Raw genomic sequence first — 17,188 nt, 5'->3', positions numbered from 1 at the left:
GTGCAACAAGTAAATTGTGGCTGATGATGAATGAGGGCAGTCGCGTAGCCGTGGCGCGCAATTCATACGGGCGCGGAGTCGACCGGGTTCTCGGAGGGGAGTGAGGCGCGGAGGTACACAGTGAACACCGGTGGGGTCTTCCGGCTGAGCAGGAGGCGCCCCGCCTGGTCCTCGGCGAGACGGCGGGCGAGGGCGAGCCCGATGCCGTGGCCGTGCGCGGTGGTCCGGTCGAACGGGTCGGTCCCCGTCGGTGGGCCCGAGCCCTCATCGGCCACGTCGACGGCGATGGCGTCGCCCGCGTCCCGGGCGGTGAGCGTGACTCTGCCCGCCCCGTGCAGTGCGGCGTTGTCGAGGAGGACGGCGAGAACCTGCCCCAGCGCGGAGCGGGAGGCGAGCACGACCGGGAGGCCCGGCTCGACCTCGATATGGAGCTCCCGACCGGCGGCGGCGAGCAGTGCGCTGTGCGGGCGGGCGACCTCCGCGAGGACCTCGGCGGCGTTGAGAGCTGTGACGCGGTCGACGTGGCGGTCCTGGGCGAGGGCGAGGAGGTCCTCGACGATGGCATCGAGCCGGTCGGCGTCGGCGAGGGCGCCGACGACGGCGGGACCGAGGTCGCGAGCGGGCTGTGCCGCGGCGGTCTCCAAGCGGAGCCGCAGGGCGGCGAGTGGGGTGCGGAGCTGGTGGGAGGCCTCGGCGGCGAAGGCGCGTTCGCGGGCCAGGAGCTCGTCGAGGCGGCCCGCTGTGGTGGTGAACGCGGTCCCGACGGCGTCGACCTCGGGGACCCCCGCGGGACGTGCGCGGACGCTGAAGTCGCCGTCCCCGAGGCGGCTCGCCAGGCCGGCGAGGTCTTCGAGGGGTTGAGCGAGTCGGGTGGCCTGGCGTCGGGCGATCAACGACACCGCCCCGACGACGAGTGCGGCCAGGCCGGCCATGCCGAGCCACAGTGGAACGAGACTCGTGTAGACGGTGCTGCTCGGGCGGGCCGCCCGGACCGCACCGATGATCTCGTGCTCTCCGGTGACCGGCACTGTCACGATCACCTGCTCGCCCTGCACGATCTGCGGGCCGACGCCGTTCAGCACCGCGTCCACCTGCCGGTCTGCAGTGCCGGGTCCCGATCCGAGGAGCCGGACCCCGTCGTCGTCGTAGAGGGCGAGCAGCGTGCCGTCGTGCGGGTCGGGGAGCTCGGTGACCGCCTCGTCGTGGGCGAGGGCGTTGAGGACGGAGGAGGCGGTGATGTCGGCGAGGCGCTGGAGTGTCGCGGCCTCGTCGTCGAGGGCGTAGCGGGCGAGCCCTACGGCCAGTGGCACTCCGAACAGGGCGACCGCCACGATCGCGGCGATCAGCGCGAGCGACACGATGCGGGTCCGCATGCTGCCCTCCTCACGGCTCCAGGCGGTAGCCGTGTCCGCGTAGCGTACGGATGTGTGGCACCTTCGCCACCCCGCCCGACCGGTCCACGGCGTCGGCGAGTGCGCGGCGGACCTTCGCGACGTGGACGTCGAGGGTCTTGGTGGGGCCGAACCAGTTCGTGTCCCAGACGTCGCTCATGAGGGTGCGGCGCTCGACGGCCACCCCGGGCTCACGGACGAGCCGGGCGAGCAGGTCGAACTCCTTCGTGCGCAGCGTGATCTCGTCGTGGCCGACGAGCACCCGGCGGCGGGCGAGGTCGACGGTCAGGTCCGCCAGCCGGAGGATGTCCGCGTCCTGCGCCGCACCTGCGTTTCGGCGCAGGTGCGCGCGGATGCGGGCGACCAGCTCGGTCAGGCGGACCGGCTTGACCAGGTAGTCGTCCGCGCCCGCGTCGAGGCCGACGACGATGTCCATCTCGGCTCCGCGAGCGGTGAGCATGACGATGACGGCACCGGGTAGCAGTCTGCGCAGCTCTCGGCACACGTCGACGCCGTCGCCGTCGGGCAGGCCCAGGTCGAGCAGGACGAGCTCGGGTGGCACGCCGACGCCGAGCCGGGACCCGATGTCGATCGCTCGCGCCGCGGAGGCCGCCCAGGTGACCTCGAAGCCGTGCTTGTGCATGCCCTCGACGAGCAGGTCGGCTATCGCGCGGTCGTCCTCGACCAGCAGGACCGCGGCACCGGGGAGGCGGCTCACAGCGGCTGGACCCCGCGGGCGGCCATCATCGCCGTCGTCACCATCATCTCGTGCTGCTGGCCGCTGAGCATCAGCGCGGCGGGGTTGGCGACGACCGGGTCGTCGGCCTCGCGCGCGGTGTGCTCCAGCATGCCGAGCGCGCCCTGGTGGTGGCGCAGCATCAGCTGCAGGAACAGCGCGTCCTGCGCGGTCCCGGGCGGGAGGTTGCGCAGGGCGGCCAGCTCCGCGGGATCGGCCATGCCCGGCATTGTCTCCGTCCCCATCCCGCCGTGCGACTCCATCCAGGCCATGTAGCGCCCGTCGATGGACTGCGCGCCCCGACCCCACGGGGCGAGCCAGCCCTGCATCTGCCCGATCTGGGCTGTCTGGGTGCTGAAGATGTCGTAGGACAGGGCCCGGATCTCCGGGTCCGTCGTCGACATGACGACGGCACCCGCCATCCGTACCGCCTGTTCGTGGTGGACCGTCATGTCCTTGGCGAAGCCAACCTCCACCGATCCCGGCCCGCTTACCGGGTCCGGCAGCAGCATGCCGACCACCACTCCGACCAGCGTGGCAGCGACCAGGACGAGTCCGAGCCACGTCCGCCGATGCCTGGGAGACGTTTCGGCCGGTGCCACGGGGGGACTGTCGTCGACGAGTGTCATGGTCACTCGCCGTCCGGAAGGACCCAGATGTCGCACCCGTCCACGGACGCGGTCGCGGCCGGGCGCCCGTTGACAGCGAGCCAGTCGGTGACCGCTGGGGTGAGCAGGGCGGGGTCGGGGTTGACGAACCAGCGTCCGCCCTCGTCGTGGTAGCCCTCGAGCAGGCCCGCGGTGAAGTACTGGTCCGCGGCGAGGATCCAGCCGCGCCGGTCGGCGCGGTGGTGGATCACCGGCTCCTCGTAATTGTTGGCGACGCCGTCGTCGATGGTCGTGCTGTCGGTGCCGACGATGACGAGGTCCGCGGGTGCGGACAAGGCGGCGACCCGCTCGGCGCACACGCCCAGCGTGCCGCTCAGATCGGTGAAGGAGCGGGCCAGGACGTACACCGACTGGGCGCCGAGCAACAAGACCAGTACGGCGGCCGCGGCGGCCCGGGCGACGGGCTTGAGGCCGCCGCCGAAGCGCTGGGCGAGCACTGTGACACCGAGGCCGGTGGCGAGCGCGGTGTAGGGCAGCGAGTACACGTGGTACTGGGTGCCGAGGTCGGAGCCGGTGTAGCGACCGACGACGAAGTACAGCACCGTCGCACCGACGAAGCCCGCGACCACGACCGCGAAGGCCGATGCGGTCCGGCGGCTCTGCCACAGTGCGTAGGCGCCGAGGAGCGCGAGAGGTAGGCCGAAGACGCCGTAGACGAAGAGGATCTCGGTTCGGGCGAGCCCGACATAGAACTCCGGCGAGGTCCACAGGGCCAGGTTTCCGAACTTGCTGTCCCCGCCGGAGATCACCCCGAAGGTATTGCCGTACTCGCGATAGAGCGAGGAGGCGTGCCACAGCCACAGCGCAGGCGCAACCAACGCCGCCACACCGACCAGGTAGAGCGACACCCGGCGCAGCCGCCGCGGGGCGGCGATGCCCAGCCACACGAGCATCACGAGCCCGATGTGCAGCGAAGTCGGCTTCACCATCCCCGCCACCGAGGCCGCCGCTCCTGCCCCGAGCAGCAGCGGGAAGCGATCCTCCTGCACCCATCGGCAGAACAGGTACAGCGCCAGGACGACGAACGCCATCACCGTCGCCTCGGGCATGAACGCGGTGCCCCACCGCATGAACACCGGGGAGAGGGCGAAAGCGATCAGCGCCCACCGAGCCGCCGGCGCGGGCAGCACCCTCTTCGCCAGGCCCCAGAAGGCCGCGCTCGCGACCAGCATAAACGTCAGCGAGACCAGTCGGCCGAGGAACTCGTGCTCACCGAAGACCTGGTAGAGCGCGGCGGTGAGCCACGGCATCACCTGCAGCTCGGTCTCCACGTACCCCGGCCCGGTCCCACCCCAGTTGATCTGTGGGAAGAACGGATCCATTCCGTTGCGGGCGAAGTTGCGGGCGATGGCGGCGGTGTCCGCCTGACGCCAGATGTCCCCGGGGTAGGTCAGCGGCCCGAACGCCCGCCCCGCCGACAGCGCGGCGACGACCACGACGAGTGCCGCGGCGACCCTGCCGAGCAGGTCGTCGGTCAGCCGGGCGGGCGCCGGGGAGAGGGGTTTGGTGGGGGCGACTGCAGTCACCGGTGCAGCCTCGCCCGGCCGGGCTGTGTCACGGCTGAAAGAAGGGTTAGCCCAAGGCAAGAACTTCCGCATCGCCGCCCGAAAACGACCGAATCGCTGTTCCGAACGTGCACTGCCGAGTATCTCTGGGAGCGCGGCCGTGCCGCCCCCCAATACGGTCGGCCGCTGAGGCGGGCGGCCGATTCCCCTAAATCGGCCGACCGCCGCCTGGCGCGGGCGACCGCTACTCGGCCCGGGTCAGCGGGCGGGAGATCACCGTGGCGAGCCGCTGGACACACGCGAGGACGACCGCGTAGACGGCGACGGTCGTCGTGCCGGACAGGAGGGCCTCGACGAGCCCTGCGGGGGCGGGCAACGGGCCGACCGACCCGACCGCCACAGCTCCGGCGAGGACGGCGGCGGCCAGGTCTCGCAGGTGGCACGGCGCGACCGCACGGAGGACGTCGGTGCCCGTGCGGCGCCTCACCGTGCGGGCCGTCAGGCCGGCCCCGATGGCGTAGGCGACGCAGAAGCCGCCTGCGGCGCCCGCGACGACCCATTCCGCAGGAAGGACGAGGAGGGACGACACCGCGGTCGTGGACTGCGCTGCCGCGACGGCCACCTGGACGAGCGCCGGCGAGCGGGTGTCCTCCAGGGCGTGCAGGCCGCGAGCGAGGATGAACTGCGCCGAGTACAGCAGGACCGCGGGGCTGAAGGCGCCGACGACGACGCCCAGATACCAGCCATCGGGCGCCGGGTTGCCGGGGAACAGCAGCCGGGCCAGCGCAGGCCCTGCCACCAGGAGCAGGACGACGAACGGCACCAGCAGCTGTGCGGCGCGGGTCAGCTGGCCGACCAACGAGGCCCCGACGAGGTCTGGTCTGCCCGCGGCGGCGGCGCGGCTCATGCCGGGCAGGGCGGCGGTGGAGATCGACACCGCGATCACGGCGTGCGGCACGAGCATGATCATGTTGGCGTTGACGTACGTCGGCATTCCCGCCGCCCATTCCGCCCCGGCTGTCACGGCGGTTGCGCCGGCGGTGCCCATGGCCGCCGCGGTCACCGCGAACGCGACCTGGTTCGCCGCCACGAAGAGCAGGGTCCACCCGGCCAGCCGCGCGGCGGCGCCGAGTCCCGAACCGCGGAGGTCCAGCCGTGGCCGGTAGCGGAGCCCGGCCGCGCGCAGTGCCGGAATCAGCACGAGGACCTGCACGACGACTCCGGCCGTGCTGCCGCCCCCGATCACCGCGACGTCGGCCGGGGACACCGACGAGGCCGCCGCGGGCCCCGGGCCGGTGTCGATCCCGCCCGCCCACAGCACCCAGACGCCGACGGCGAGGGCGAGGACGTTGTTCGCCACCGGAGCCCACAGCATCGGGCCCGGTCGGTCGCGGGCGTGCAGGATCTGGCCCAGGACCGAGTACACGCCGTAGAACAGGATCTGCGGCAGGCACCAGACCGCCAAGGCGGTCGCGAGAGCCAGGTCGGAGACTGACCAGCCGTCGCCCGCGTACACCCGGACCAGGACCGCGGAGCCGAGGACGGCCACGCCGGTGGCGGGCAGCAGCACGACGACGGTGAGGCTGAGCAACCGGTCTGCGTAGGCCTGGCCCTGCTCCGGGCCGCGAGCCTGGGCGCGGACGAGCTGGGGGACCAGGACGGCGCTGAGCATGCCACCGGCGACCAGGGAGAACAGGACCGTCGGGAGGGTGTTGGCCACCGTGTACGCGGAGCCGACGGTGAACAGCCCCAGCGCCGCGGCCCACACCGAGGTGCGGGCGAACCCGGTCGCCCGCGACACCGCCGTCGCCAGAGCCAGGCCTGCCGTCCGGCCCCGTACTCTCACCGGGCGGCGGCCGGTGGCTTCGTCGGGGTGATGCCGAGGTGGATGTGGTCCTGATGGACGTCGTCGGTGAAGAAGCCGGTGCCTGCCACGGTGATCGGGCCGCCCACCTCGGTGGCGCCCGCGCGGCCCGCCTCGGCCATGAACTCGCGCAGGACGGGGCCGTCGCGGGGGAGGTCGACGACCCGTACCCCGTCGATGGCCCGGACGTCGACGGCACGGCCCACCGCGTGGTTGGACAGTCGCGTGGTCGGGAATACCGTCCGCGGGTGGCCGGTGACCGCGGCCTGGATCTCCAGCTCATACAGTCCCGCCAGCTGCTGGACCACGCGCATGATCAGGTCGTCCAGCCTGCGCTCGGTGATGTCGGCGCGGGTGGGCTCCGGCACCCGGATCCGAGGGTCGGCCAGCAGAGCGGCACCGACCGCCGTGGGGCCTCCCGGGCGCTCGGGTGGCACCGCGGGCCGTGCCGGGTCGATCACCGAGGTGACCTGCCACCCGCTGGGGTCTGCTCGCAGCCGGAGGTCGACGAGGACCTCGCGGGTGAACTCGGTGTCCGCCCTGGTCAGTCGCTGGCGGACCAGCACGAGGACACTCGCGGTCGCCTCGGTGAGGCCACCGTACTGTGGGTAGACGACCTCGCTCGTGGCCGACGCCGCGGCCTGGTCGAGGATCGGTCGCGCCTCCTCGACCAGGTCGGTGGGGTAGCCCTCGGCGGCGAGCCGGGCCGTGGGCTCCGCCGACTCCGGCGCCTCGTAGGTGCCCACCCTTTCCACGAAGCGCGTCGCGGCCGACTTGATCTCCGGGCGCACCTCGCGCGGGCCCACGACGAAGATCGGCGGAGACGATATCGCGGTCGCAGTCGTGACCGGCGGCGCCGCCACGTCGTCCCTACTCCCGGCCGAGCCGGTCGCAGATACCACCGCCACGATCCCGGCTGCCGCCAGCAGGGCGGCGATCAGACCTCCTCGTCTCACCGCTGCTCCAGGCGGCCGGCCGCGGACCGGCCGAAGTGCTGCACGGCGACGCCGTCGCGGGTTGTGGTGTCGCGCATCGGCATCCAACCGGTCGCGGTGTAGAACGCGGGTGCGCTGGGTGGGTCCAGCGGGGTCGCGAGCTCGACCCACGTCGTCCCGGCCAGTGCGCACCGGCCCAGGAACTCACCCGTCAACCTCGATCCGATCCCGCTGCCGCGACACACCTCGGAGACGGCCACGGCCGTGAGGTCGCCGACACGGCGGCCCGTGGTCTCCGGGGCCGGTGCGCCGCGGTGGACCAGACGCGACGCGTAGGGCCGCAGCCTGGTGCGGGCGAAGTGCCGCAGCAGGCGCGGGCGGACCACCAGAGCGACCAGGCCTCGGGCAGCGAGCGCGAACCGGTGCAGCGAGAGCAGCTCGCGCTGGAACCGGGTCCGGTCGAGGGCGCCGAGGAGGAACCCGACGCAGCGCTCCCGGCCGTCGTCGGACCGGTGTACCGCGACGACGGCCACGGCGTGCCGACTGTCGAGGAACGTGGCATGCCAACGGACGAGGAAGCGGTGCCCGAGGGCGGGGAACAGCCCGGTCGGCAGGTGGGCGGCATGCAGCTCGGCGGTGGTGACCAGGTCGGCGGTGGTCGCGGTGCGGATGAGGATCGCTCCGGCGGTGCCCCTGGGATCGGCGGCGTGGGGATCGGCGGCGTGGGGATCGGTGCGGTCGGGTGGGGCGGCGGACAGGGTCATGAGGTCTCCACGGTGCGAGCGGTCGAGCGGCCGACGAAGGGCCGCCCGGACCTGCACCGCGGTGCGTCAGCTCGGGACGGCCACCCACTCCGGTGGCCCGCGCCGGAACACCGCCGCGCTGTGGATCCGGCTCACTCCGAGCCGACGGGGGTGGGGGGTCGGCGGCAGCTGTGGGCACGACTCGACCGGCCCACTCGGCATGAGCAGGACCATCCAGACGAACGGCAAGGCGAGCACCAGGAACAGCGCCTGGGCGCCGGTCACCATCGCCACGATCGCGGCCGTGACCGCGACGTGGAGAAGCGACAGCGAGGTCTCCGCGGCGTGGGTGTCGGCGGGAAGCAGCGCCGTGGCCGCGTGGAGCGCAGGCTGAGCCACGAGAGCGCCGCTCAGCAGGGCGAGGACACCGCTGTGTCGACCGGCCAGGCGGACCCTGATCGCCGCGACCGCCGCCGCGACGACCCCGAGTGTCGCCGCGTGCAGGGGATGCTCGCCGGCGAGCAGGTCCATGCCGATCGCGGCGACGACCGTCACCAGTGCGCCGAACGCCACCGCGCCGCGCCGGATCCCGGGCGCGGCCGCGCCCGGTCCGTGGGGCAGCGATCGAGGCACGTCCCCAGAATAGTCGCTACCGCCCATTCCGTCGGCGGCACCGTTGAGCTGCGAGTTAACCTTTGTTTGCCGAATTCTCAGTTATGTCGGGCACCAGAATCCACCCGGTTTCGGGCGACGTTTATGCTCCCGATCGACATCCCGGAATACAGGAAAGGATCTCCGTGCGTCCCTCCCTGGCCCGTGTGGCGGCGTTGGGCAGCGGAGCCGTGATCCTCGTCGTCGAGACTCTCGCGACTCGGCTGGTCGCGCCGTACGTCGGGCTGACGCTGGAGTCCACGACCGCGGCGATCGGGGTGGCGCTGGCGGGCATCGCCGCGGGTGCGGCGCTCGGCGGTCGGCTGTCGGACTGGCGGGACCCCCGTGCCGTCGCAGCGCTCGGGATGCTGCTGGGCGGCCTCGGGGTGCTGGCCGTGCAACCGGTCGTGCGCGTGGTCGGCCCGGTCGTCGGACCGGGGCCGGCGGCGACGATCGTGCTGGTGGGAGCGTCGACGATGCCTGCGATCATCGCCCTGTCGCTCGTGGCCCCGGCCGTCACGAAAGCGATGCTGCACGGGATGGACGGGGCGGGCACGGTGATCGGGTTGTTGTCCGCGGCGGGCACGATCGGCTCGCTGGCCGGCACGTTCGCGGCCGGTTTCGTGCTGGTCGCGCTGCTTCCGGTGAGCGTGATCCTCTACATCTGCTCGGGCGTCTGCCTCGCGCTCGCGTGGTGGCTAGCCGCCTCCTGGCCCCGTGGGGTCGTCCTCCGCGCGGGCGCGGCGGTCGTCGTGCTCGCCGGCCTGACGGCCGCGGTGCCGGGACGGTGCGACGCCGACACCACCTACTACTGCGCGCGGGTCGAACCAGGGGCCGGTCCGACCGACCGGGTCCTCGTCCTCGACGACCTGCGACACTCCGCGGTCGATCTGGCCGATCCGGCCCACCTCGAGTTCGCCTACACCCGCCGCTTCGCCGACGCGGTGGACGCCGCGTTCCCGGCGGGCGCCGCGCTCGGCGCGGTGCACGTCGGCGGAGGCGGGTACTCGCTCCCGCGCTGGCTGGCCGCCACCCGCCCGGACAGCCGGTCGACGGTTCTGGAGCTCGACGCCGGAGTGGTCGACCTCGTCGGTCGCGAGCTCGGCGCCGCCGAGATCCCCGGCGTCGAGACCCGGGTGGGTGATGCCCGGACGACGCTCGCCGGGCTGCCGGCCGACTCGGCGGACCTCGTCGTCGGCGACGCCTTCGGCGCACGGTCGGTGCCCTGGCACCTCGCGACGCGGGAGTTCGTGACGGACGTCGACCGGGTCCTGCGCGCCGACGGGATCTACGTCCTCAACGTCATCGACCAGTACCCGCACTCGTTGCTGTGGAGCGTCACCGCGACCGTCGCCGAACGCTTCTCGCAGGTCCAGGTGCTCGTCCGACCGGACCAGCTCGGCCGCGGGCAGGGCGGGAACGCGGTGGTGGTGGCGAGTCACCGCCCGCTCGACACGGCGGCGCTGGAGCGTGCCGTCGCCGCGCGCGGCGAGCCCGGTTCGGTGCTCCCCGGGCCGGAGCTCGACGCCCGGCTCGTCGACCGCATGATCCTCACAGACGACTTCGCTCCCACCGACCAGCTCGCGGCGCGAGCCCGCTTCGGCTAGTAATTTCACTCTCTGCAATCATTCAAACGCTCAGGGTGTCATTCCTGAGGGTGGATCTCTCCCCAGGAGGTACCGCTGTGCCCCGTCCTATCCGCCGGCTCGTCGTCGCGGCCGTCGTGGTCGCCGCAGGCCTGGCCACGGCCGTCCCCGCGATCGCCGACGCCGGGACCTCCGTCGTCGCCCTGCAGGCCCATGCCGAACCCGCGGCGCCGGGGACGCCTTGCGCGGCGTCGGCGAGGGCCTGCGTCGACCTGGAGTCGCAGCAGGCATGGCTGATCCGAGACGGGCAGGTCGTGGGGGGCCCGGTCCCGATCGCCTCGGGCGGTGCCGGTCAGGAGACCCCGGTCGGGCACTCGTTCCGCGTCTACCGCAAGGAGAAGGACTACGCGAGCAACACCTACCGGCTGCCGAACGGGCAGCCAGCACCGATGCCCTGGTCGGTGTTCTTCGCCGACGGCGGCATCGCCTTCCACGGCGGTGACCGTGCCCGAGCCTCGGCAGGCTGCGTGAAGCTCGACGCGGCCGAGGCGGAGGCCTTCTTCGCCGACCTGCAGCTGGGCGACAAGGTGCAAGTCGTGAACGCCACGGCCGAGGCCGCGGAACGCCGCAAGGCGGGCGCCGCCCTGGTCTGAGTGCCGTACCGTCTCGCCCCGTAACGGTGCTGCTTAGCCTGGCGATTCCCGGGCAGGGCGCAGACGGGAGGGCGGCGGTATGGGGACGCTCCGCGGGCTCGTCCGTTGGTCGGCGCCGGTACTCCTATTGATTCTGGCGCACCTGCTGCTGCACGAGACGCATCCCGACGCCGCTCAACACGAACCGTCGAACAGCGGTGTGGCGCTGGCCGCCGCGGACCACGACCCCGGCCCCGCCGCCCGAGTCGCCCTTCGCCGCAACCTGGGGGCGCTGGGTCCGGATCGGAACGAGCCGGGCCATGACGGCAAGCACGATCGTGCCGTCCGGTCCGCAGGCCGGGCGACGCCCCTGCTCGCCCCTGCCGTCGTGCGGCCCGCCGAACCGCCGCTCGTCGCCCCGTCCACTCGCAGCCGGCCCTCGACCCTTGCCCGACCGCCTCTGTGTGAGCGGCTCCTGACCCAGCTCTGCGTGTCCTTGACGTGATCGGCCCGGTGTCCGCACCGTACCCGACCACGACCGACACGAGGCATGACCACCTCCACGCCCACCAGCACTGAACCCCTGCACCGGACCCGTGCCGCCGCCATCCTGCGCCGACTCTCGCCCCTGCGGCGGGTCCTCTACTGCGTCGCGCTCGTGATGCTGCGCGAGGACGACGGTGGGCAGGGCCGCCACATCGATCCCGCCGCGCCCGACGCGCCCCCGCTCACCGAGTCCCGCTGGACCGCCTCGCATGTCCAGGCCGTCCACAGCCCGACGATGGCCGTCTTCCGCGACATGCGGCGCCGCCCGGGCGGCGCGACGATCCGCGAGGACGTCCTCGCGGAGCTGGCCGAGTGCCATCGGACCTCCACCGAGGTGGCCCTCGCCCGGTGCCTCGGCTGGGAGCCGGACAGCCTCGTCGAGTGGGAGGCCGCACCCCGCGACACCCCCGACGGCATCGCGGACTTCTACGACTCGACGCAGTCCTGGGCCTACGGCCTGCAGTGGTACTGCTACCTGCAGACGAGCGGCACCGGGTACCCGAAGAGCGTCGTCGTCGCGGACCGGTTGGACCGCCGCGAAGGGACGCGACTGCTCGACTTCGGCTCGGGGACCGGGGTGACCGGCCAGCTGTTCGCGGCGCTCGGCTACGAGGTGACCCTCGCGGACGTCGCCCGCCCACTGCTGGACTTCGCCCGCTGGCGGCTGGAGCGCTGCGGCGTCGACGCCGACTACGTGCACCTACCGGCGGAGCTGCCCGTAGACCGGGTCGAGGTCGTCACCGCGCTCGACGTCATGGCGCACGTCCCGCCCGAACAGCTGCGGTCCACGGTCGAAGGGCTGCACAGGACCCTGCGCACCGGTGGACTGTTCATCACGGGCTACGTCGTCCGGCGTGAGGCCCCGACCAACGCCTGGCATCTGTACTCCGACGACCTCCCCCTGCGCTGGGAGGTCGCGGGCCGGCTTCCGCACCGTCGAGCTGATCGACGGGATGGTGTGGATCTACCGCGCCCTCCCACCCCTCCCGGCTCCGGCGAGTCCTGGCTTGGCTGCACCTCGCCAGTCCGCCGGCTCGAGCCGTCCGCGGGCTCCGTCGCGGCCTCGCCCGGCTCGCCTTCGTCGCCTTCTACCGCGTCGCCGGACGGTGAGACGGCCTTCGCGCAGGCTCGACGGCGACGACTATCGGGGCTGGTCAGCTGCGCCCAGAGGATCAGCAGACACAGCGCGGCCATCACGCCGATGATCGGCAGGATCGGCCACGGTGAAATCAGGCCAGCGTTCGCGACGACAGCGGTCACCTGGAGCGGGCCGGCACCCGAAGCAGCACGTCGAAGTCCCGCCGACCCCGCGACGCACCGCGGGCCGCTATGCGCCGTATCGAGGAGTCGGGGTCGCGCCGCAGGCCGGTGAGGGCGGGCGCCGCGCGGTCGAGGACCGCGGGCCCCGCCAGGTCGCAGGCCGTCTGCTCGCCATCCAGGACCACCCTCAACCTGCCAAGCAGGGTGTCCTCCCCGTCGTGCAGGCACAGCCAGCTCACCGTCAGCCTGAGCTCGGCGCCTCCCGGACGGCTCCCGCGGTCGACGGCGGGTCTGTCGTCGACGGCGACTCCGAGTCCCAGCAGCACCGGGTCGGCGGCCAGTGCGGCGACGACGGTCGAATGTGCGTCGGCGAACACCGCGGACGGGAACAGGAACGTCATTGCTGCTGCGGAATCGGTGCTCACCAAACCACCGTAGGACGGGCTCGCTGAGAGGACGGGAAGGATAAGGTTGGACGAAGGCAAAATCTTCTCCGACGTCCGTTAGCAACGGAGTGGGTGGGTGTCAGGTGGGGCCCGGCGACCGATTGAGTTCGCTTCCGTGGTAAAGGAGAACGGTGACGCGAAGATCACCGCATGGGCACTCGACGCGGGGCGCGGGTACCGCGAGGCGCTGACCCGGTTCGTGCGGGCGACCCAGCGGGACGTGCTGCGGCCGCTGGCCCACCTCGCGAGCCCCGCCGAAGCGGAGGACCTCGCCTCCTCGCCGCTCTCGTCCTGCCCCCGCTGACCAGCGTCGAGCACATCATCCGCTGGTCGAGCTGGCGACGCGAACGACAACACCAGGCCCGCACATGTCACTACCGGCGCCGCGGCGACCGCCCACCAGGCCGAACCAGGTGCCGTTGCAGTGCTAATACTCCAACCGCACTTCGTTAGTGAACGCTGGCGCGTCTCTTGTAATGACTGAGCCGGGCTCGGTGTTGATGTCGTCGTCGCCATCGGGACCAGGCCCAGATGCGGGCTCGGTCACGGGGCCGGTCGGGGTGCCGGGTCAGGTGTGCCAGGAGACGACGGATCTCTGCGAGGGTGAGCGGGATGAGGCCGCTGCCAGGTCTTTTGGGGCGATCGCCGCGGTCACGGCCAGGTAGGCGTGGGCGAGTATCGCAAGGGTGATGTGGCGGTACCAGGCGTCATAGCGGCGCACCTGGTACTGGTCGAGCCCGACCTCGTTCTTCGCGGTCTGGAAGCACTCCTCGATCGCCCACCGTGCACCGGCGACCCGGATCAGTTCCTCGTCGGTGGTGCCCGGCGGGCCCGCGCACAGGTAGAAGGCCAGCTCAGGGTCCTTGCCCGCCTCGAGCTGTGCCGGGCTGAGGATCTGACGGCGGGCCAACAGCCACCGTCCCCAACCCGGCGGGGTGTCCTCACCGGTAGACACGGTGGCCACGGCCCAGTCGAACAGTCGTGGCCCCTTCGCCCCGTCCGCGCAGCTGCGGCGCCTCCACGCCTGCTCCGGCGCGCCCGCGACGGCGTGATCGGCGCGGCTGGACCCGGCACCGGCGGGGATGGTCTGGCTGCGCGGCACGGCGACGACGTAGCCGATGCGGCGTTGCTCGCACCAGGTGCGGAACTTGTGGTCTTGGCCGTAGGCCTCGTCCGCGGTCACCCATGAGGCGGGCACTCCGGCGTCGAGGGCGCGGCCGAGCATGTTCTGTGCGAGGACGGCCTTGGTGGCGAACTCGATCTCGTCGTCGATCGCCGCGGCCCGGCAGCGGGTGCGGTCACCGGTCCACGACTTGGGCAGGTAAAGCTCGCGGTCGATCAGAGTGCGGCCCTTGGTTGTGGCGTAGGCGAGGAACACCCCGAGCTGGCAGTTCTCGACCCGGCCCGCGGTGCCGGAGTACTGGCGCTGAACCCCGGCGGACTTGACGCCCTTCTTCAGGAACCCGGTCTCGTCCACGATGAGCACCCCACCCGGCTCGCCGAGGTGTTCCACGACGTATCCGCGCACGTCATCGCGCACCTCGTCGGCTTTCCAGCGCGCCGAGTTCAGCAGCCGCTGCATCCCGTCCGGTGTGGCGTCACCGGCGACCTCAGCGAGGGTCCACCCGTTCTTCCCCGCCAACGGCGCCAACAACCCGCGCACATAAGCGCGCGCCCGTCGACGCGGCTCCGCCCGCGGGAACCTGCGCGCCACCTGGGCGAACAGACCATCCAGCCCGCCCGCCCAGGCCGCGAGATCTACATCCTCATCCACAAGATCCGTAGGGTAGACCATGAAGATCACGAAGTGCGGCTGGAGTACTAAGGCGGCCTGCATCAGTGTCGGGCAAGCTGATCGCCGCTCACGAGCTACACCACGCCACGGGGCGTCATCACAACTTCAACCAGAAGTCCCACGCTTGGCGCAGCGCGGCCGCGGCAGGCGGGGTCGACGCCCCAGCCTGTCGAGCGCTTCCCGCAGGAGCGGGTCGGGTGGCAGCCCGCACCGGCGGCGCCCCGAAGCCAGTCAGCACCTCCCCGCCGCCGGGTGTCCCACGTGCTGGGCGCTACTATCTACGTACCTAGATAGTAGATCCGGGACTGGCGAGAGCGATCAGCAGGAAGGGAGACAGGGAGTGGTCCTACTTGACCTGGACCTCGGCACCGACCTGGAGATCGTCGAAGAAGGCGCGCGCATCTGCGGGCTCGAGCTTGACGCATCCGGCCGAGGGCGTGGTCTGCCCTCCCTGATGGAAGGCAATCCCGCCCGGGGCGAAGAAGACCGAGTACGGCATCGGGGTGCCGTACTCGCGGCTGGTGTATTCGCGAGCCTTCCATTCGACCTTGAAGGTCCCCGGGGGGGTCGGGTCGGCGGAGTCGCCATCGACGAAGCGAACCGGCCCGCGACTGATCTTCCCGTCGCGGACCAGCCACGCGTTGTGCGAGGCGAGATCCACACAGGCGCGGGCCGTGCTGGAACACGGCGTGCCGGGTACCAGCCCCTGGCGGTCAGCTCCCGGTGCCGGCGTGTAGGAAAGCGCCTTCGCCGGTACGTCGGCGGTGGCTACACCGGTAATGATTCCCAGTACGAGGGTGGCGACGGCCAAGGGGGCCGCCACCGCCGCCACTCGAAGGCCTGTGATCCGCCGCCGCCTGGGCGGACCGTCGAAGCGGTGACGACTTCCGATCATGATCGGTCTCCCGTTGACCTGGAACGATTGTATGCACGGGCTGTAACGAGACATGGTCACGAAAGTGACGCACCGGGTGCTGCGTGTTTCCGTCCCGATCGCAGCGGGTGCGGCCGAGCCCTTGGCATGGCGGGAGCAGCGCGCGATGAAGGGGCAGCTCAACGCCACGGCATCCCGCCCCTGGCGAGGTCGCGAGGCGTTTCGCTCTCGGCGGGTGTCGATGCGCAGCGCCTCCTTTGCGCCGAGGAGGCCCTTGCGCTGCTCACTGACGGTGTCCTGTACCGGTCTCGTGGGGAGGACCTCGGCCAGGACCTGCGCAAGCACGTCGGAGGCATCGCAGTCGCCAGATGCCGTCCTGCCTGGCGACTCGCAGCGGCTGCAGAAGGTGGTCGCGCTGAAGAGCAACTCGAAGGATGACCGCGTCTACGCGGCCGCCGGCACCGGGCGTGAGTCGTCCGCCCGCCTGCTGTTCACCGCCGGCTGTCTGCAGCCGCCGCTCAGCCCGAACCCCCGCACAGGAGCTCCCTGATGTCTCGACCGGAACGCGGACAACCAACCGCGTCAGATGCGACACCCGCTGCGCCGCCCTACGCACGCTTCGACACCGACGATGCGCGAACCCCGCGACCCGCAGGTCGGTCCTACCGTGGCGCCACGGTCATCCTGGCTGTGGGAGTCGTGCTGTTGCTGGCCGGGGCGGTCGGCGTAGGGATCGTCCTGTCCACTGCCGGAAGGCCCCCGTCACACGACCCGGCTCCGCCGACTCGCACGGCACCCGTGCCCGAGCGGCGGACCGCAGACCAGATCATCAGCGTGTTCGAGAACGGCGTCCCCGACATTCAGTACGGCTACATCGAGGACCTCCAGGACGGCCGCGGCTACACCGCCGGCCGGGCCGGGTTCTGCTCCGCATGCGGCGACATGGCCGAGGTCGTGCGCCGCTATACCGAAGCTGCACCGATCAACCCGTTGGCCTCCTTCCTGCCCACCCTGATGCAGTTGGCTGCTGAAGGTTCGGACAGCCGTGCCGGCCTGGAAGGCTTGCCCCAGGCATGGGCGCAAGCCTCGGCCGATCCGCAGTTCCGGGCGGCGCAAGACGCCGTCGTCGACACGAACTACTATCGCCCGGCCCTCGACCTCGCCCAACAGCTCGGTCTGGAGAGTCCCCTCGCGCGCCTCGCGCTCTACGACACCGCGGTCCAGCACGGCGTCAACGTGGGACCGGACAGTCTCGCCGCGATCGCCGACCGCGCTACCCAGGAAGCGGGCGGCGTCCCCACCGCCAGTACCCAGGAAACCCTCTGGCTGGAAGCCTTCCTCAACCGCCGGCGAGCCACCCTTGAGCAACCCAGCAATCCGGACACCCGAGAGGCCTGGGCGGCATCCGTGGGCCGGGTCGACGCTCTGCACGCGCTGCTCGACGAGGGCAACCTCAACCTCGACCTCCCCCTGAAGGTCAACCCGTTCGGCACGCCGGTGGAGATCCGATGAGCACGCAGCCCGCCACAGCCACAAGCAGCCATCGCTCCGGGATC

General features: G+C 71.8%; 16 protein-coding genes. 5 read left to right on the top strand and 11 right to left on the bottom strand.

Annotated elements, in window-relative coordinates:
• Positions 1-62: 62 nt before the first annotated feature.
• The 8 genes from L3X23_RS28615 to L3X23_RS28580 all read right to left on the bottom strand — a co-directional run bounded on the left by L3X23_RS28615 (position 63) and on the right by L3X23_RS28580 (position 8,475).
• Positions 63-1,373, bottom strand: a complete 1,311-nt coding sequence (locus L3X23_RS28615; RefSeq protein ID WP_237196032.1) for a HAMP domain-containing sensor histidine kinase — start codon at positions 1,371-1,373, stop codon at positions 63-65.
• Between the two features lie 10 nt (positions 1,374-1,383).
• Positions 1,384-2,109, bottom strand: a complete 726-nt coding sequence (locus L3X23_RS28610) for a response regulator transcription factor (RefSeq protein WP_308116953.1) — start codon at positions 2,107-2,109, stop codon at positions 1,384-1,386.
• Positions 2,106-2,639 (bottom strand): DUF305 domain-containing protein, encoded by a 534-nt coding sequence (locus L3X23_RS28605; protein WP_237196030.1) that lies wholly within the window; start codon positions 2,637-2,639, stop codon positions 2,106-2,108. The genes L3X23_RS28610 and L3X23_RS28605 overlap by 4 nt, the downstream gene beginning before the upstream one ends.
• A gap of 119 nt (positions 2,640-2,758) precedes the next feature.
• On the bottom strand, positions 2,759-4,321 hold the full coding sequence (locus L3X23_RS28600; RefSeq protein ID WP_237196028.1) for a glycosyltransferase family 39 protein: 1,563 nt from the start codon (positions 4,319-4,321) through the stop codon (positions 2,759-2,761).
• A 223-nt stretch (positions 4,322-4,544) separates the two neighbouring features.
• Complete coding sequence (locus L3X23_RS28595) at positions 4,545-6,101, bottom strand: lipid II flippase MurJ (RefSeq protein WP_237196026.1); 1,557 nt, start codon at positions 6,099-6,101, stop codon at positions 4,545-4,547.
• Between the two features lie 41 nt (positions 6,102-6,142).
• Complete coding sequence (locus tag L3X23_RS28590; protein WP_237196024.1) at positions 6,143-7,120, bottom strand: hypothetical protein; 978 nt, start codon at positions 7,118-7,120, stop codon at positions 6,143-6,145.
• A complete protein-coding gene (locus L3X23_RS28585) occupies positions 7,117-7,863 on the bottom strand; it encodes a hypothetical protein (protein ID WP_237196022.1) in 747 nt (248 codons plus the stop codon). The genes L3X23_RS28590 and L3X23_RS28585 overlap by 4 nt, the downstream gene beginning before the upstream one ends.
• Positions 7,864-7,929: 66 nt before the next feature.
• A complete protein-coding gene (locus L3X23_RS28580; RefSeq protein ID WP_237196020.1) occupies positions 7,930-8,475 on the bottom strand; it encodes a hypothetical protein in 546 nt (181 codons plus the stop codon).
• Between the two features lie 164 nt (positions 8,476-8,639).
• Between L3X23_RS28580 and L3X23_RS28575 the strand changes: the two genes are divergently transcribed.
• Both L3X23_RS28575 and L3X23_RS28570 read left to right on the top strand, forming a co-directional pair.
• Positions 8,640-10,100, top strand: a complete 1,461-nt coding sequence (locus tag L3X23_RS28575; protein ID WP_237196018.1) for a fused MFS/spermidine synthase — start codon at positions 8,640-8,642, stop codon at positions 10,098-10,100.
• Between the two features lie 77 nt (positions 10,101-10,177).
• Complete coding sequence (locus L3X23_RS28570; RefSeq protein ID WP_237196016.1) at positions 10,178-10,732, top strand: L,D-transpeptidase; 555 nt, start codon at positions 10,178-10,180, stop codon at positions 10,730-10,732.
• A gap of 124 nt (positions 10,733-10,856) precedes the next feature.
• On the opposite strand, the gene L3X23_RS28565 is transcribed toward L3X23_RS28570, so the two are convergent.
• Entirely contained in the window at positions 10,857-11,033 is a 177-nt protein-coding gene (locus L3X23_RS28565; protein ID WP_237196014.1) for a hypothetical protein, read from the bottom strand.
• 228 nt (positions 11,034-11,261) lie between these two features.
• Between L3X23_RS28565 and L3X23_RS28560 the strand changes: the two genes are divergently transcribed.
• Positions 11,262-12,629 (top strand): bifunctional 2-polyprenyl-6-hydroxyphenol methylase/3-demethylubiquinol 3-O-methyltransferase UbiG, encoded by a 1,368-nt coding sequence (locus L3X23_RS28560; protein ID WP_237196012.1) that lies wholly within the window; start codon positions 11,262-11,264, stop codon positions 12,627-12,629.
• A 449-nt stretch (positions 12,630-13,078) separates the two neighbouring features.
• Entirely contained in the window at positions 13,079-13,267 is a 189-nt protein-coding gene (locus L3X23_RS28555) for a hypothetical protein (protein ID WP_237196010.1), read from the top strand.
• Positions 13,268-13,531: 264 nt separating this feature from the next.
• Here the strand turns inward: L3X23_RS28555 and L3X23_RS28550 are convergent, their stop codons facing one another.
• Together L3X23_RS28550 and L3X23_RS36375 are read right to left on the bottom strand one after the other, a co-directional pair.
• A complete protein-coding gene (locus L3X23_RS28550) occupies positions 13,532-14,737 on the bottom strand; it encodes an IS701 family transposase (protein ID WP_374204940.1) in 1,206 nt (401 codons plus the stop codon).
• 367 nt (positions 14,738-15,104) lie between these two features.
• Positions 15,105-15,977: a L,D-transpeptidase gene (locus tag L3X23_RS36375; protein ID WP_237196009.1), complete on the bottom strand. Its 873-nt coding sequence runs from the start codon at positions 15,975-15,977 to the stop codon at positions 15,105-15,107.
• Between the two features lie 453 nt (positions 15,978-16,430).
• Between L3X23_RS36375 and L3X23_RS28540 the strand changes: the two genes are divergently transcribed.
• Entirely contained in the window at positions 16,431-17,144 is a 714-nt protein-coding gene (locus tag L3X23_RS28540; protein WP_237196007.1) for a chitosanase, read from the top strand.
• Positions 17,145-17,188 lie beyond the last annotated feature (44 nt).

It is taken from the genome of Pseudonocardia sp. WMMC193, from assembly GCF_021728735.1.
GTDB lineage: Bacteria > Actinomycetota > Actinomycetes > Mycobacteriales > Pseudonocardiaceae > Pseudonocardia > Pseudonocardia oroxyli.
This window is presented reverse-complemented; position numbering and strand designations above follow the sequence as displayed.

Coding starts and splice junctions, on each gene's coding strand:
- L3X23_RS28615 (WP_237196032.1), bottom strand. CDS start 1,373: ATGCGGACCCGCATCGTGTCGCTCGCGCTGATCGCCGCGATCGTGGCG.
- L3X23_RS28605 (WP_237196030.1), bottom strand. CDS start 2,639: ATGCTGCTGCCGGACCCGGTAAGCGGGCCGGGATCGGTGGAGGTTGGC.
- L3X23_RS28585 (WP_237196022.1), bottom strand. CDS start 7,863: ATGACCCTGTCCGCCGCCCCACCCGACCGCACCGATCCCCACGCCGCC.
- L3X23_RS28565 (WP_237196014.1), bottom strand. CDS start 11,033: ATGGCCCGGCTCGTTCCGATCCGGACCCAGCGCCCCCAGGTTGCGGCG.
- L3X23_RS28560 (WP_237196012.1), top strand. CDS start 11,262: ATGACCACCTCCACGCCCACCAGCACTGAACCCCTGCACCGGACCCGT.